The sequence below is a fragment of the Thiomicrorhabdus immobilis genome, from assembly GCF_021654855.1.
GTDB lineage: Bacteria > Pseudomonadota > Gammaproteobacteria > Thiomicrospirales > Thiomicrospiraceae > Thiomicrorhabdus > Thiomicrorhabdus immobilis.
Genome location: NZ_AP024202.1, coordinates 1,050,220 through 1,065,703, shown reverse-complemented (window position 1 = coordinate 1,065,703; position 15,484 = coordinate 1,050,220). Strand labels below are relative to the sequence as shown.

Genomic DNA, 15,484 nt, shown 5'->3' with positions numbered 1-15,484 from the left:
TCATTTGCTTAACCTCAAACGCATTTCAAACCCACCTTTTATAGATTTTCACCCTATGTTTTACAGGTTAAAAAAGCCTATTTATCCAGCACTAACGGCAGGAATAAAGAGCGGTTATCTCTAACAACCCTTACCGGTAATGAACGGTTTTTAGGCAAGGTTTTCATCATTCTTTTCAAATCTTCTGCCGTTTTAACCGGCTTGAAATCAATTGTGACGATAATATCGCCCGCCTGAATTCCCGCCTTCTGTGCTGGACCGCCTTGCACATCGGTCACCACCACACCAAAAGGTAGATTCAGTGATTGCAAAGTCTCCTTATCCAACTCTTTGACTAAAGCACCTAGACGATTATTACTATAGGTTTTGCCGCTAGAATTGGCGGCCACTTGATCCGCTTTGTCGAGTGAGGATAACTTAACCGTAAAGTATTTTTCTTTACCTTGACGCAATATCTTCACTTTCACTTTCTTATCAATCGGAGTCATTCCGACAATAGGCGGTAAATCCGTCGATTTTTTAATCTCTTTACCGTCAAACTCTAAAATGATATCACCCGATTCGATTCCCGCTTTCTCAGCCGCCGTACCAGGATACGTCTGCCCGACTAAAGCACCTTGTGGTTTGGCCAAGTCAAATGATTTTGCCAAGTCATTGGTCACTTCTTGAATCTGTACACCTAGATAACCGCGAGTGACCTTACCTTCACTCTTAAGCTGCTGAACCACATTCATGGCAATATCGATTGGAATCGAAAACGACAATCCCATTGAGCCACCTGTTTTACTGTAGATTTGCGAATTGATACCCACAACCTCACCATCCAGATTAAACAACGGCCCTCCAGAATTACCCGGGTTAATCGCCACATCGGTTTGAATAAAGGGCACATAAGTGTCATCAGGAAGAGCGCGCCCTAACGCACTGATAATGCCGTGGGTCGCGGTAAAGTCCAAGCCGAATGGTTCACCAATCGCCAGCACCCATTGCCCCACTTTTAAATCGCTTGATTTACCAATCTTCGCATAAGGCAAATCATCCGCATCAATCTTAATCAAAGCCACATCGGTGCGCGGATCGGTACCAATCACTTTTGCCACCAACTCTTTACGGTTGCGCATACGCACAATAATTTCATCCGCACCATCGATAACGTGGTTATTGGTTAAGATATAACCATCTTCACTAATAATGAAACCAGAACCTAAAGAGTGCGACTCCTCTTTTTGAGGCTTTTCAGGCAACTGCCCTCTTGGCTCACCTCTTAGCTGCGGCAACCCAAAAAAGTGACGCAACATCTCTTCAGGCATACCTCTAAACTCCGGCATAGCCTGACGCTCAATCATTTTGGTGGTACTGATATTCACCACACTCTGATTGGTATCTTCAACAAGTTGACTAAAGTCTGGTAAACCAAACTCATTCGCCTTAGCCGCGTAACTGTTGATGGGCTGAAGGACAACCAAGGCACTGATTACTACACTAAAAAATATGGATAACTTTCTCATTTTCAAATGATCTCCTAATTTTTCTTTTGAATTTGTGTAAATATTAGATGTGACATAAAAATATCATTTAAAGGGATTTTGTGATGACTTTACTTAACTCAGGCATAACCGGTTTATACAGTTTACGAGTTATCCACCATCCTAAATACAGCCCCAAAACGCCACCCAAAATCGCCGACAACTCTGCCAGGCCTGGTGATAACGAAAATACATGTAAGGCAATTTTAGAAAAACTTATCGCTAAGACAAAAAGTCCAATCAATGGTAAACCATAAGCCATAAATGAATGTTGGAGCAATCGTGACTCATCCAAGACGAGTTCAACGCTATCTCCAATTTCACAGTGTAGGTTGTTTTTAACTCTAATGGGCGCTTTACTTGTGGTACTAAACAACTTAGCTAAAGCCGATGTTCCACACCCTGATTCAGAAGAACAACCAGAACATCCTGTTGACCTTTGGGTTTCAACCAAAACCTCATCACCATCGATACCAATGACTACGCCCTGCTCTCGCAAAAGATTAGATATTTGATTTTCCATTTGATTCCTAATTTGGGTTTTGCATAATAAATTGTGAAAAGTAAGCTCTAGGTAAAACCCGTTCAAAAACATATTTAACACACAATTTAGTTAAATTAATAAGGCTTATTATTATGGATTTCAATCATAGCCCAGGCAATTTTTCACCCTTATTGACACTTTTTGACACTTTAATTTTTTTAAACGAGACGGGTTCATTAAATATAACCTATCAAGCGCAACATTCTTCAATATAATATTCAAATCACAAACCCTATCAAACAGGTTTTCAGAATTATCAATTCACATTTTTTAAGGATCGCTTTTGTCAACCGTCATCGCCAACACATTAACTACCGACATTCTTGTTATAGGCAGTGGAATTGCGGGTCTTTCTATCGCCCTAAAACTTGCTGAAGAGCATAAAATCACAATTTTAGCCAAAGGTTCACTTAGCGAAGGCAGCACAAATTATGCACAAGGCGGCATTGCTGGCGTATTAGACCCCTTTGATAGCATTGAGGCACATATTTCAGATACACAGATTGCCGGTGCGGGTCTATGCGACCCCAAAGCAGTCGCGATTGTGGCCTCGCATGCCGCAGAATCCATTCAGGAATTAATCGATTTAGGCGTTCCTTTCAGTCTTGATAACAGTAAAAACGACCATGAAAAAGATAAGAATATCGATTTCCCTTTTCACTTGACTCAAGAAGGCGGTCATAGTCATAGACGTGTTATCCATGCGGCAGACCATACCGGACAGTCGGTACTAAAAACCCTCATTGAACGTGTTGAAAATCATCCAAACATCAATTTGCTACCTGAACACATCACTATCGATTTAATCAAAAATCAACGTCGCAACCGCTGTATTGGCGCTTATGCCCTCAATCAAATCAACAACAGCATTATGGCCATCTCCTCTTTATTTACCGTCTTGGCAACGGGAGGTGCGAGCAAAGCCTATTTATACACCAGCAACCCTGACACCTCTACTGGTGATGGTATAGCGATGGCCTGGAGAGCGGGTTGTACGGTCGGCAATATGGAATTCAACCAATTTCATCCTACTTGCCTTTATCACCCAAAAGATCGCTCCTTTTTAATCAGTGAAGCGGTTCGTGGTGAAGGCGGTATTTTACGCCTGCCTAATGGTGAAGCCTTTATGCAGCATTATCACGAAAATGCCGATTTAGCACCAAGAGACATTGTGGCGCGTGCCATTGACCAGGAGATGAAAAAGCATGGTATTGATTGTGTCTATTTAGACATCACCCATAAACCTGCAGAGTTTCTTAAAACCCATTTCCCAACCATTTATGAACGCTGTAAAAAAGTTGGGATAGATATTACTAAAGAACAAATCCCCGTTGTTCCCGCCGCCCACTACACTTGCGGTGGCGTGGTGACCGACCTGGAAGGTAAAACAAGTTTGGATGGATTATATGCCATTGGTGAAACCGCTTACACCGGTCTGCATGGAGCCAATCGCCTGGCGAGCAACTCTCTAGCGGAAGGTTTGGTTTTTGCCAAGATGGCACAACAAAGCATCAAAAAAGCCTTTGCCAGCACCCAATTTACACATGAAAATGTTGCGCCTTGGGATAGTAGCGGAACCACCGAGCCAAAGGAAAAGGTTTTAGTCAGCCATGACTGGGATGAGCTGCGTCGTGTCATGTGGGATTACGTCGGTATCGTTAGAACCAATAAACGATTGAAAAGAGCCCGCCAAAGAATACGTAACTTACAAAAAGAAGTGGATGAGTATTATCATCAACACACGTTGAACCGTGATTTATTAGAGCTGAGGAATTTGGTTTTAGTCGCAGAACTCATGGTCATAAGCGCTCAAAGACGGAAAGAGAGCCGAGGTTTGCATTACAACTTGGACTACCCTCATATCCACAAAACCCCTAAGCCGACGATATTAAAACCAAACCGTTGATTTAGAAGACAATGAAATAGGCTAACTTAGTTCGTTCGCCAACTTTCTCAGGTATAAATCTCTATTGGCGGCTCTTTCGCAAGCCGCCGTATCAAATCGCTTTCCGTCACAATTCCCAAAATTTGATGATACTCACTCATAATCAGCAAAACATCTATTTGATAACCGGTTAACGCTTGGGCGATATGCCTAATATCAGTATCTATAGTGGTCGTCACCACGCCAGATTGCATCACATCCGCCACACGCTCTTGCTTGACGCCCTCTAACTCACCCTCCTTACTGACAATCATCCTGGCAAGCAAATCTTCTTGTGAACACATACCGACCAACTCGGCGTTATCCAATACCGGTAAATGCTTAATTTTTTTTGCTTGCATAAGCTGCCAAGCTTCCTCGATAGAGCTATTGATATTAATCGTAAACACCGGTGAAACCATGATTTCAGCGACATTCACAATAATTTGACCGGATTCCTTAGTTTGATTTTTTTTATACGCGTTTAAAGCAGTGCTCTCTTTACGGCCATGCTGCTGGGATTTCACATTCACCTGTAAAGCTCCCAACTCGGCCTCTTCGATTTTGTTGATACGTTGCGCAGGGTCAACTTTGAGTGCTGGCAACTGCTGTACCGCACCAATCATACTTCGACCATCTGGACTGTAAACTATAAACATAACATTAACGCTCAATCGTATTTAGGAGGACAACATAGTTGCTGCCTATTTTTCAAAAGATATTTTACACTTCAACAATAAACCTTACTTCTTAAAACAGTTTATCGACCACAAGACCGACAAACTTAAAGAAAATAAAAAATGACCAAGCACAAACCGTAAAACGAATCGAGAAATTCTCAGCAAATTAACTAGAATAAGCCCTATCAATTGTCTATACTATTTCAGTTAATTTACTCGTAATTACTCACTAAATATAAGGATAATACTATGTCAGTTCTTGTAACAAAACAGGCTCCAGACTTTACTTCAGCTGCGGTTTTAGCAGATGGATCTATTGTTGATGACTTTAACCTAAAAAGCCACATCGCTGGTAAATATGCAGTTGTTTTCTTCTACCCGTTAGATTTCACATTTGTATGTCCTTCTGAAATCCTTGCTTTTGACCACCGTGTTGAAAGATTCAAAGAATTGGGTACTGAAGTAATCGGTATCTCAGTTGATTCTCAATTCACTCACAACGCATGGCGTAACACACCTGTAAACCAAGGTGGTCTTGGCCCGGTTAAGTTCCCATTGGTTGCTGACCTAGGTGGTTCTATCATGGAAGCTTATGGCATCGTTCACCCTGGAAACGTTGCTCTTCGTGGCGCATTCCTAATCGATACTGATGGTGTTGTTCGTCACCAGGTCGTTAACGATCTTCCTCTTGGTCGTAACGTAGATGAGATGGTTCGTATGGTTGAAGCGCTTCAGTTCCACGAAGAAGTGGGTGAAGTTTGTCCAGCAGGTTGGAACAAAGGTGATGCGGGTATGAAGGATACTCCAGACGGTGTTGCTGAATACCTAAGCCAACACTCAGATGAACTTTAATCTCATCGGTGACTAAATAATGGATTTTTAATTCAACTTTAACTGTCTTTGGTTTCTTTGAAAGCAATTAATCGTTAAAATAGAAGCATTATTTATAGCACTCGTTGCACGCGTTGAGTACAATTCAACTCAAACTTGCAACCCAAAAGAGGCCGTCAAATAGACGGCCTTTTTTATGGAGAAAATTTCTTGCAAACTCAATTATCACACTACCAAGAACGCGTTAATCAAACGCTCAAACACCATTTGCAACATTTTTCTAACCAACAAAATGGTTACTCAAACAACTTATTCCCGGCGATAGAATACGCTACTTTAAACCAAGGAAAACGTCTTAGACCAGCGCTAATCTATGCGGTAGCCGATGCCTTGGCTGTTCCTCTTGACCAGGTTGACAGTGCCGCTTGTGCAATTGAATTGATTCACAGTTACTCTCTAGTGCACGATGACTTACCGGCTATGGATAACGATGATTTGCGTCGTGGCCAGCCAACCTGTCACATTCAGTTCGATGAAGCTACGGCGATTTTAGCTGGAGATGCTCAGCAAACCCTGGCCTTTCAAATCCTTAGCGAAGATAATGCCTTAAAACCACCACAAATTATTGAAATGATTCGTTTGCTGAGTCGTGCCAGCGGCCCTTTAGGAATGATTGGCGGGCAAGTTTTAGACATCCAATCCGAAGGTAAAACCATTAGCTTATCCGCATTAAAAACCCTTCATTCCTTGAAAACAGGTGCTTTGATTCAATGCGCTCTGTTAATGGGTGCGGTAACTTCCGAAAACTATCGTCAAATTCAACCAGGCCTGGCCAATTTAGGTGAACTGATCGGTTTGGCGTTTCAAGTTCAGGACGATATTTTAGATATCGAAGGCGACACCAAAACCTTAGGAAAACCGCAAGGGAGTGATATGGAACTCGATAAATCGACCTATCCCAAATTGCTCGGATTGGCTGAAGCGAAAATCTATAGAGATGATTTAATCACTCAAGCCAAGGCGGAACTGAGGCTTTTGGATATAAACAGCCCTTTCCTATTCTCTTTAATTGACTATATTGCGGATAGAAAACACTAACTTTAAAAACTGAGTAGATCCATACCGCCAGGTTTGCCTGGCAAAAAAACCAATATAGAATTAAGAAAAATCTTAGCTTTCAAAAAGTTAGCTTTTAATAGCTAAAACTTTTCGTTATAATCTGCACCCTTTATTATCAGTAGAAGCATCACATTATTTTGTATAATGTAGAGTTATATCAATGAATGCTATTCTAAATACTGCTGACAAAATTTATTGAACTTACAAATGACAAGAAGATCGATTCCGTTATGGCACAAACCTTTGTTTTAAAAACCTTACTTGATTTCGCCTCAGCTCATAGCCTTAGAGGTTACCCTGGAGACTGTGCAAAACTTCATGGCCATAACTGGAAAATTGAAGTTCAAGTAGCCGGCACACAGCTTAATGAAATTGGCATGGTAATCGATTTTAAAGAGATTAAACGCCATGCAAAAGAAGTCGTAAAGGAACTTGACCATACCTTCCTGAACGATCATCCACACTTTCAGGAATTGAACCCGACAGCTGAAAATATTGCCGTTTACATTTATAAAGAGATTGAAAAACGAATTCAAAGTCCAGAGGTTAAGATGCATAGCCTAACCGTTTGGGAAAACGACCGTAACTGCGTCACTTATTCGGAATAGTGATTACCATTTCCAATCGCTTTCAAGGTATCTACAATAAAAAAGCCGATTCAATATGAATCGGCTTTTTACTTTGAAACTCTAGAACTATTGTTGATAGATAGTCAACCATTGCCTGTAGGTAAACTTTCCGCACTGGCAACAATGTCTTCAATAAGCCCTTCGGCGGCAAGTTTATCAAGATCAACCACAATAACCATTCGCCCCTTATCCGTAGAGGCCTTCTCAGCAACTCCCATTTGAGAGGCACTACTCTGCCCCTGACCTTCTTTAATGGTTGTTAGACCTAAAATATACTGGCTATCAATAGAACCTGAAATATCCGGAGCTGCTTGCAAATTATCAAGGTCAAACTGATGTACATCAGAAACCGCATCAACAACCAAGCCAACAATTCTTTCACCTTGAGAAGTTAAAACATGCACAACAATCACCACTGTAGTACCGTCGTAACTAGCATGTAATTTGAACTTCTCTCGTAAATCAATAATGGGAACAACCGTTCCTCTAAGATCAACCACCCCTTTTACATACTTGGGTACATTGGGCAAAGGACTTGGTGTCACCCAACCCCTAATCTCTTGAACGCGAAGAATCTCTACCGCAAACTCTTCTTTGCCAATAATGAAGGTTAAAAAATCTTGTTTAGAACTCGACACTAGTTGTCTCCGTTTTACCTGACCGCTTCTAAGTTTCAGAAGTTTAAATACGTTTTAACCGAATGAATCAAACCAATCCAAGCGTGCTATTTTAATCATTCATACTACTGAGTCGCCTGATAAATTTCAATTAAATTTATCTATTCGCAACAAACAGCTATCATCTATTTTAAAAACTCATAGCAGAATGAGTGAACTGCTATTTTACATGCAAGAAATACGCCAAGATATTTTATTATTTGATACGAGTACGGTATCATCTGCTTCAAATAAAAATTAAGGATAACATAATGACAACAAATGCTTCTTTAAGCCCAATTTGGTCTGATTTTTTAGCCTCGCAAAATGCGCAACGGGATGATCAAGGCAAGATTTGCAGTTTTGGCCAGCCAGAACTTGAACGCTTTATGATTAAAAATGGTCCTGTTGTTACCAGCCTGACCCACCAAGCCTTAATTAGAGTTTCAGGCAGTGAAGCATTGAGCTTCTTACAGGCGCAGCTAACCAGTGATCTGAATAGCGTGAGTGATACCCACGCTCAATTCTCGGCTTATTGCGACCCACAAGGCCAAGTACTTGCCATTTTCTTGGTGTTCAAATACCAAGGCGATTATTACTTAAACTTTGACGGCTCCCTTAAAGAGAGCATTCTAAAACGTCTGTCGATGTTTGTCTTACGCTCGGATGTAAAGCTAACCGAAGTTTCAAACGACTTGATTCAAGTAGGCTTTGCCGGTGAATTTGGTGATTTGGACATACAACGTCGCTTAAGCACCAAGGTTAAAGAAGTATTTGAAGCGGGCATGATCGAGCTTGATGAGATGCAGGACGTATTGGTCATTAAAGTGCCTGGACCCTATCACAAATATGCCCTGTTTGGCCCAGCCGAACAGATGAGTTTAACATGGAAAAAAATTCGTGATAATGCCGATGTGACCAATAATTACGATTGGAACTTGCTCAACATTGCCGCAGGTGTTCCAGAAGTGACCAGTGCCACCAGCGCCCAGTTTATCGCCCAGTTTTTCAACCTAGACAAGTTTGATGCCATCAACTTTAAAAAAGGCTGTTTTCCAGGACAAGAAATCATTGCGAGAGTACATTACCGCGGTAAAGTCACCAAACGCATGCTTCGCATCCATTTAAATGAAATACTGACCTTGTCTGCTGGCGATACTTTGACATTAAAAGATAAAAATGACAAAGCCTATAATTTGACCGTTGTAAATGCCAATCCGGACATCTTCAACGGCACGTTATGTTTAGCGATTGGTACGTTAAAATCATTGGAGTCTGTTGAAGGTGATTTATTCACGCAATCAGGTCAAGCGGCCGTGATTGAACCTTTGCCCTACAGCATTACCGATGACGAATGATGATGAACCATCATTAATCTAAACACCAATAAAAAACCCCGATTAACAGACCTGCTAATCGGGGTTTTTTATGAAACGCACATTTAACGAACTATTGTGAAATGTGCAACATTAACATTATAACCATTTGATTTTATTGGCATTCATTAATTTAAAACTAACTTTGCACCCACCCTTGCACCTACTTTAAAAAAGCTTTGAATTTCACATGTTTGGCTCATTAAAACTAGATTCCACTTTATCAAAACTGGTCGTTTTTTGATAGACAAATCGGTTTTCAAAGCTTTCAATTAATTTTTGCTTAAATGCAGTATTACAAAAAATTGTTAAACACTTCATCATCTCATCACACTATTCTCTTCTTTATATCATTCATTTCATCACTCCAAATTTACTTCCGAGCAGATGCCTTAAGTTAAACCAACCCATAATTATTCTTCGCATTGGCTTTGATAATCAATACTTTTTATAGATTATCCTAAAAAACCACACTGCAAATTAACCTGTAATATCACTTCTAAAGTTGCTTTAAATCATCTGAAATTTAGATAGTATTTGACCCCTCTACCTTCACCTTCTTTTCTTAAAGCTCCGACACTAACCAGTTCAGTCAAATCTCTGGCAGCGGTAGCATCAGAAGTTGAGACTAGATTTTTGTACTTTCTTTTTGCAATACCATCTTCAAAGTCATCCGTTTCAAAAAGGCGGATTAACAGTTTTCTCTGCCTTTCATTGAAGACCACCTCACGGTATTTATCCCAAAACCGCGTTGATAACCTAACTTTGTCCAGACGTTTCATGCTGTTATTTGCAGCCTCTTTAACCCTCTCCAGAAACCAAATTACCCATTCTGTTATATCGCCACTGCCCTTTTGACAACGCTCAAGAATGTCATAATACTCTGACTTGTTTTTTTCAATCTCAGTTGAGAGTGAATATAAACGCCTATCTGTTTTATCTGCCTCTGCCAAACATCGTTCTGCCATAATTCTCGACAGCCTACCGTTACCATCATCAAATGGATGGATAGTAACAAACCAGAATTTAGCAAATGCAGCACGTAAATAATCAGAAATACCAGATTGGTTATTAAGCCAACCCATGAATTCTGACATATATTCCTCAACGCACTCACGCCTATCACAGGGGGCCTTGAAATGGACAATTTCATTACGACCAAAATGTCCAGACACAACACTCATCTCATCATCTCGGAAATCACCAATAGTAACTGTTTTAAATGTAGGAACCTCAACAAATAGCATTTCATGCCATTTTTTCAATTGAGAGATAGTTAATGGCTGATTAGCCGTTCTGATAGATTCAAAGAAAACCTGTGTGAATGACTCATAACGTCTATCTCCATCTTTTGCATTTGGTAGGCCAAGATGACGTGCAATACTGGACCTGACAGAATCTCGATCTAAGTATTCCTTTTCTATTACCGAGGTGGATAATGTTTCTTCCAGCAATACTTGCCCTTCAAACTCAGCAAGTTTAGCCGGCTCCAGTTCGCCAGCAAGCTTAATTAATGGTGCAACCGCTCGGACAGCCACATCTAAATAAGGCATTAAAATATCCTTATTTACGACAAAAGCCGTCCAGTTTTCATTTTCCCACACCCACTTTTGAGTCATTTCCCCACCTTAAACGAATCATAATTTGATTTGATTATACATTCAAATCGTATCAAAGAATGACATGAAATAAATAATTATCTGGCTTAATTAAGATACATTACTGACTGAATAACAATACGGATTTAAAGATGGGTCCAAATTGACTTGACCATTACACCAGCAATTCGCCCTGCGACTCAAGCTCTGTTTTATCTTGTATCGCCACAGCGATTGGCGATATTTAACACTGGTGTAGTGTGTTCCCTGGTCGGAGTGAAACATCACACCTTCCGGCTTGTTCCTTGATTCATAAGCCATCGTTAAGGCTTTGATTGTCAATTCCGAATCAGGAGAGTGGCTCATAGCCCAGCCAATAGGTTTTCTGGCAAAAAGGTCTAGCACCACAGCAAGATAAGCCCAGCGATTGCCCGTCCAGATATACGTGACATCACCAGCCCATACTTCGTTCGGTTTACTCGGTGAAAACTGTCTATCGAGCAAGTTAGGTATGGCGATGTGTTCTTGCAACGCTTTTTTGTAGTTATGTTTCGGCAGTTGACAGCTTTGTAGTCGCAACTGTTTCATCATCTTGCCAGCACGATAACGACTTATTGGCAGTTCTCTATCAGAGGATATCTGCTCAATGGTTCTTGCCCCGGCTGAACCATTGCTTTCCGCATGAATTCGCCGAACCATGGCGAGTTCTTTAACTCGCTTGGCATTCGGTCGTCTGCGACGATTTTTCCAGTATTTGAACGTGCTACGGTGAACCTGGAACACCTTGCAAAGACGTTTGACTGAATAGCGCTCCTGAAGTTTTTTAATGACCTTCAGTTGTTCAGTGAATCCGACATCAAGAGCGCTGTAGCCTTTTTTAGAATGTCTTTTTCCTCTTCGAGGTACTTTATCCGTTTTTTGAGCTGCTGAATCTCAATCTGTTCAGGCGTTAAAGCACTGGCTTTAGGCGTTTTACCTTTGCGTTCTTCACGCAGCTGCTTAACCCACTTATTCATCGTTGATAAACCAACGCCCATCGCTTCAGCGGCCTCTGCTGCCGTATAACCTTGATCAACAACTAACTGTGCAGATTCAAGCCTGAACTCGGCTGAAAATGTTCTTCTTGTCTTTGTCATTTTGACTCACCTTTTTGATTAGATACATTTTAGCATCTCCATTTAGGTGGCCAATTTCACTTTACCACTACATTCCTTACTTTTACATTCCTAACATGATGCTATCAATATTTTGTTGAAATTTAAACTCATAAGAGCTTTTATTGATAGTTAGCTATGGTAGTTTAAAGAATGATCACAAATGGAAAACCTATGAAATCGTTACTAATTATCTTGAATCAAAGGGATACAAAATTAATGAAAAGTCATCCGAAAAAACTGAAAGTACTGCTAAAAATCGGTTGATTACTTTATTTATTGAATTAAAGAAACAAAACAGAGCTAAGTTTGATATGGAACAAATTTCACTTTCTGAGTTATTGGCGAGTTCGCAGCAATTATTATCCGCTCGAGTGCGAGAGGTATCTGATCAACACGCTATGTAGATAGCCGATTAAATCGTTTTAAAAGAATAAAGTAATCAGTAGTGACAATTTTATACACAACAAAAACAAAAAAGCCCCGTAAATCGGGGCTTGTAGTAACTTCTAGTAACAACTGGTTTTATAGCTGACGCATGTGCGGGAAAAGTAGAACATCACGAATAGAAGCAGAATCGGTGAACAACATGACCAAACGGTCAATACCAATCCCTTCACCCGCTGTTGGCGGCATACCATGCTCTAATGCCGTGATGTAATCTTCATCGTAGTGCATCGCTTCATCATCACCCGCATCTTTAGCTTCAACCTGTGCTTTAAAACGCTCCGCCTGATCTTCGGCATCGTTTAACTCGTTAAAGCCGTTAGCCAATTCTCGGCCACCAATGAACAATTCAAAACGATCGGTAATAAACGGATTCTCATCATTTCGACGCGCCAAAGGTGAAACCTCAGCAGGATATTCGGTAATGAAGGTTGGATCCATCAGTTTCTCTTCAACCGTTTCTTCAAAGATCTCAGTAATGACCTTACCTAAGCCATAACCTTCTTTTACACGAATCTTTAACGATTCCGCTAAGGCCGTTGCCGCTTCCAGGGTTTCCAATTGATCCGCCGTCACACCCGCATTGTACTGAAGAATCGCATCTTTCATGCTTAAACGCGCAAACGGCTTACCAAAGTCAAATTCCTGCCCTTGATATGGCACTTTAGTCGAACCGACGGCCAACTCTGCCAACTCTTTTAGAAGCTCTTCCGTGTAATCCATCAACTGATGATAATCCGTATAAGCCGCATAGAACTCAACCATGGTGAATTCAGGGTTATGGCGAGTTGATAGACCTTCATTACGGAATGAACGGTTAATTTCGAATACACGCTCAAAGCCACCCACAACCAAACGCTTTAGGTATAGCTCAGGCGCGATACGCAGATACAACGGCATATCCAAGGCATTGTGGTGGGTGTTAAATGGTTTAGCGGTCGCACCACCAGGAATGACATGCATCATCGGTGTTTCAACTTCCATGAACTCCTTACGAATCAGGAAGTTACGTACATGCTGAACGATTTTAGAACGTAATACAAATGTATCACGACTCTCTTGGTTCACAATCAAATCAACATAACGTTGACGGTAGCGCATCTCTTGGTCTTGCAGGCCATGGAATTTATCAGGCAATGGGCGAATCGACTTGGTGATCAGTTCGATATGTTCGACATGCACCGATAATTCACCAGTATTGGTTTTGAACAGGTAACCTTCCGCCCCGACGATATCACCCAAATCCCATTTTTTGAACTGGGTGTTATAGAAACTTTCAGGCAGTTCATCACGGGTTACGTAAATCTGAATACGCCCTGTTTGATCTTGTAAAGTCGCAAAACTGGCCTTACCCATAATACGACGCAACATCATACGACCCGCAACCTTAACCTTAACAGGTTCGGCCGCTTCTAACTCTTCCTTGCTCATATCGCCATATTTGGCTTGCAACTCAGACGCTTCGTTCTCACGACGGAATGTATTTGGATATGAGTGCCCTTCTTCTCTTAATGCAGTCAGTTTTGCACGACGTTCTGCAATAATCTTATTCTCATCTACTTCAGGCACATTATTTTGTGTTTCCGACATGAACTTTCTCTCTTAAAATTTTCAAAACAAACGACCAGGCCTGGTATTTTAAAAATAACCAGGCCTGGTAGAATTGAATTCTTGATGAATTCCAAAATTGGGATTAAATAATTGCGAGTATTTTAAGCTTTTACACCAATAAACTCTAGTGTAATAACCGATTTAACTCCAATCTTTTATCCCTTATAAACTAAGGCATATCCAATTAAACGCCCGCTTTCAAACTCGCTACAATGAACTGATCCAAGGCGCCATCTAAAACTGCCTGGGTATTACCCGTCTCAACCCCGGTTCTTAAATCTTTAATTCGCCCCGAATCTAAAACATAAGAGCGAATTTGACTTCCCCAACCGATATCCGACTTAGAGTCTTCCAACTCCTGTTTTTCGGCACTTCGACTCAGCATCTCTAACTCATACAATTTGGCACGCAACTGCTTCATCGCTTCCGCCTTGTTCTGATGCTGTGAACGCCCGTTCTGACATTGGGTAACGGTATTGGTCGGCAAATGGGTAATACGCACCGCTGACTCCGTTCTGTTTACGTGCTGACCACCCGCACCACTGGCACGGTAAACATCAATACGCAAATCCGCAGGATTAATATCGATTTCAAAACTATCATCGATTTCAGGTGACACAAAGACCGAAGCAAATGAAGTATGGCGTTTTGAATTGGAATCGAATGGTGATTTACGTACTAAACGGTGGACCCCCAATTCGGTTCTTAACCAGCCATAAGCATAGTCACCTTGAATATGCAAAGTGGCACCTTTAATTCCAGCAACATCACCGGCAGAAATTTCAGTGATTTCCGCTTTGAAACCATGGCTATCACACCAACGTAAATACATACGCAGAATCATATTTGCCCAATCTTGCGCTTCAGTACCACCAGAACCGGACTGGATTTCTAAATAGGCGTTATTCGGGTCCATCTCACCTGAGAACATACGTTGGAACTCAAGTTTATCCAAACGTTCACCCAAACGGTCCAATTCGGAAACCACTTCATCAACCATCTCTTGATCAGAATCCATCTCGGCCATCTCGAGCAACTCTTTAGCGGCTTCAGTACCCGAACTCAAATCATCGATGGTAGAAACGATGTTTTCCAGTTGGGACTTTTCTTTACCTAAAGCCTGAGCTCGCTCCGGATTATTCCAAACATTTGGGTCCTCAAGCTCTTTAGAAACCTCTTCTAAACGTTCAGATTTCACATCGTAGTCAAAGATACCCCCTAAGCACTTCACTACGAGCCTGGTAATCTTCAATTCGGTTATAAATAGGGTTTAATTCCATCTGTTCAATTCCATATACTGCACTTTTAAAATAGCCGTAAATGATACCAGGATTCGAGTTTTTATGCTTTAATTCTCATAAAATATCATAATGTTATGTCTAACCAGCT

The 15,484-nt window shown here is 41.1% G+C and carries 13 protein-coding genes and 1 pseudogene; 6 read left to right on the top strand and 8 right to left on the bottom strand.

Going from position 1 to position 15,484, the window contains the following annotated elements; translation table 11 throughout:
* Window positions 1-77 precede the first annotated feature (77 nt).
* Window positions 78-1,508 carry a DegQ family serine endoprotease gene (locus tag L6421_RS04740; RefSeq protein WP_237264098.1) on the bottom strand — a complete coding sequence of 477 codons (1,431 nt, stop codon included), beginning with the start codon at window positions 1,506-1,508 and terminating at the stop codon, window positions 78-80.
* 67 nt (window positions 1,509-1,575) lie between these two features.
* Complete coding sequence (locus tag L6421_RS04735) at window positions 1,576-2,049, bottom strand: SoxR reducing system RseC family protein (RefSeq protein WP_237264095.1); 474 nt, start codon at window positions 2,047-2,049, stop codon at window positions 1,576-1,578.
* Window positions 2,050-2,353: 304 nt separating this feature from the next.
* On the opposite strand from L6421_RS04735, the gene nadB reads away from it, so the two are divergent.
* On the top strand, window positions 2,354-3,976 hold the full coding sequence (nadB, locus tag L6421_RS04730) for an L-aspartate oxidase (protein WP_237264093.1): 1,623 nt from the start codon (window positions 2,354-2,356) through the stop codon (window positions 3,974-3,976).
* 47 nt (window positions 3,977-4,023) lie between these two features.
* Here the strand turns inward: nadB and L6421_RS04725 are convergent, their stop codons facing one another.
* Window positions 4,024-4,653 carry a CBS domain-containing protein gene (locus L6421_RS04725; protein WP_237264078.1) on the bottom strand — a complete coding sequence of 210 codons (630 nt, stop codon included), beginning with the start codon at window positions 4,651-4,653 and terminating at the stop codon, window positions 4,024-4,026.
* 270 nt (window positions 4,654-4,923) lie between these two features.
* On the opposite strand from L6421_RS04725, the gene L6421_RS04720 reads away from it, so the two are divergent.
* The 3 genes from L6421_RS04720 (at window position 4,924) to queD (ending at window position 7,232) form a co-directional block, all read left to right on the top strand.
* Entirely contained in the window at window positions 4,924-5,526 is a 603-nt protein-coding gene (locus L6421_RS04720; RefSeq protein WP_237264076.1) for a peroxiredoxin, read from the top strand.
* 189 nt (window positions 5,527-5,715) lie between these two features.
* Window positions 5,716-6,603, top strand: coding sequence for a polyprenyl synthetase family protein (locus L6421_RS04715; RefSeq protein ID WP_237264074.1), 888 nt, complete (start codon window positions 5,716-5,718; stop codon window positions 6,601-6,603).
* 251 nt (window positions 6,604-6,854) lie between these two features.
* Complete coding sequence (queD, locus tag L6421_RS04710) at window positions 6,855-7,232, top strand: 6-carboxytetrahydropterin synthase QueD (protein WP_237264072.1); 378 nt, start codon at window positions 6,855-6,857, stop codon at window positions 7,230-7,232.
* 104 nt (window positions 7,233-7,336) lie between these two features.
* On the opposite strand, the gene L6421_RS04705 is transcribed toward queD, so the two are convergent.
* On the bottom strand, window positions 7,337-7,891 hold the full coding sequence (locus L6421_RS04705) for a chemotaxis protein CheW (RefSeq protein WP_237264071.1): 555 nt from the start codon (window positions 7,889-7,891) through the stop codon (window positions 7,337-7,339).
* 290 nt (window positions 7,892-8,181) lie between these two features.
* Here L6421_RS04705 and ygfZ point away from each other — a divergent pair, with 290 nt between their 5' ends.
* Complete coding sequence (gene ygfZ / locus L6421_RS04700) at window positions 8,182-9,267, top strand: CAF17-like 4Fe-4S cluster assembly/insertion protein YgfZ (protein WP_237264068.1); 1,086 nt, start codon at window positions 8,182-8,184, stop codon at window positions 9,265-9,267.
* Window positions 9,268-9,800: 533 nt separating this feature from the next.
* Here ygfZ and L6421_RS04695 read toward each other — a convergent pair.
* Entirely contained in the window at window positions 9,801-10,904 is a 1,104-nt protein-coding gene (locus tag L6421_RS04695) for a Fic family protein (RefSeq protein ID WP_237264066.1), read from the bottom strand.
* Between the two features lie 153 nt (window positions 10,905-11,057).
* A pseudogene (locus L6421_RS04690) lies at window positions 11,058-12,019 on the bottom strand (IS3 family transposase); the annotation flags it as partial.
* A 143-nt stretch (window positions 12,020-12,162) separates the two neighbouring features.
* Between L6421_RS04690 and L6421_RS04685 the strand changes: the two are divergent.
* Window positions 12,163-12,444, top strand: coding sequence for a hypothetical protein (locus L6421_RS04685; protein ID WP_237264064.1), 282 nt, complete (start codon window positions 12,163-12,165; stop codon window positions 12,442-12,444).
* Between the two features lie 118 nt (window positions 12,445-12,562).
* Here the strand turns inward: L6421_RS04685 and lysS are convergent, their stop codons facing one another.
* Window positions 12,563-14,074 carry a lysine--tRNA ligase gene (gene lysS / locus L6421_RS04680; protein WP_237264062.1) on the bottom strand — a complete coding sequence of 504 codons (1,512 nt, stop codon included), beginning with the start codon at window positions 14,072-14,074 and terminating at the stop codon, window positions 12,563-12,565.
* Between the two features lie 205 nt (window positions 14,075-14,279).
* A protein-coding gene (gene prfB / locus L6421_RS04675; RefSeq protein WP_237264060.1) for a peptide chain release factor 2 occupies window positions 14,280-15,375 on the bottom strand; the annotation gives its coding sequence in 2 pieces (ribosomal slippage) (window positions 14,280-15,302 and window positions 15,304-15,375; 1,095 coding nt in all).
* Window positions 15,376-15,484 lie beyond the last annotated feature (109 nt).

Bases quoted from the DNA above. Each gene is read 5' to 3' on its own strand.
- L6421_RS04740 (WP_237264098.1), bottom strand. From the start codon at position 1,508: ATGAGAAAGTTATCCATATTTTTTAGTGTAGTAATCAGTGCCTTGGTT.
- L6421_RS04735 (WP_237264095.1), bottom strand. From the start codon at position 2,049: ATGGAAAATCAAATATCTAATCTTTTGCGAGAGCAGGGCGTAGTCATT.
- L6421_RS04725 (WP_237264078.1), bottom strand. From the start codon at position 4,653: ATGTTTATAGTTTACAGTCCAGATGGTCGAAGTATGATTGGTGCGGTA.
- L6421_RS04720 (WP_237264076.1), top strand. From the start codon at position 4,924: ATGTCAGTTCTTGTAACAAAACAGGCTCCAGACTTTACTTCAGCTGCG.
- queD (WP_237264072.1), top strand. From the start codon at position 6,855: ATGGCACAAACCTTTGTTTTAAAAACCTTACTTGATTTCGCCTCAGCT.
- ygfZ (WP_237264068.1), top strand. From the start codon at position 8,182: ATGACAACAAATGCTTCTTTAAGCCCAATTTGGTCTGATTTTTTAGCC.
- L6421_RS04695 (WP_237264066.1), bottom strand. From the start codon at position 10,904: ATGACTCAAAAGTGGGTGTGGGAAAATGAAAACTGGACGGCTTTTGTC.
- lysS (WP_237264062.1), bottom strand. From the start codon at position 14,074: ATGTCGGAAACACAAAATAATGTGCCTGAAGTAGATGAGAATAAGATT.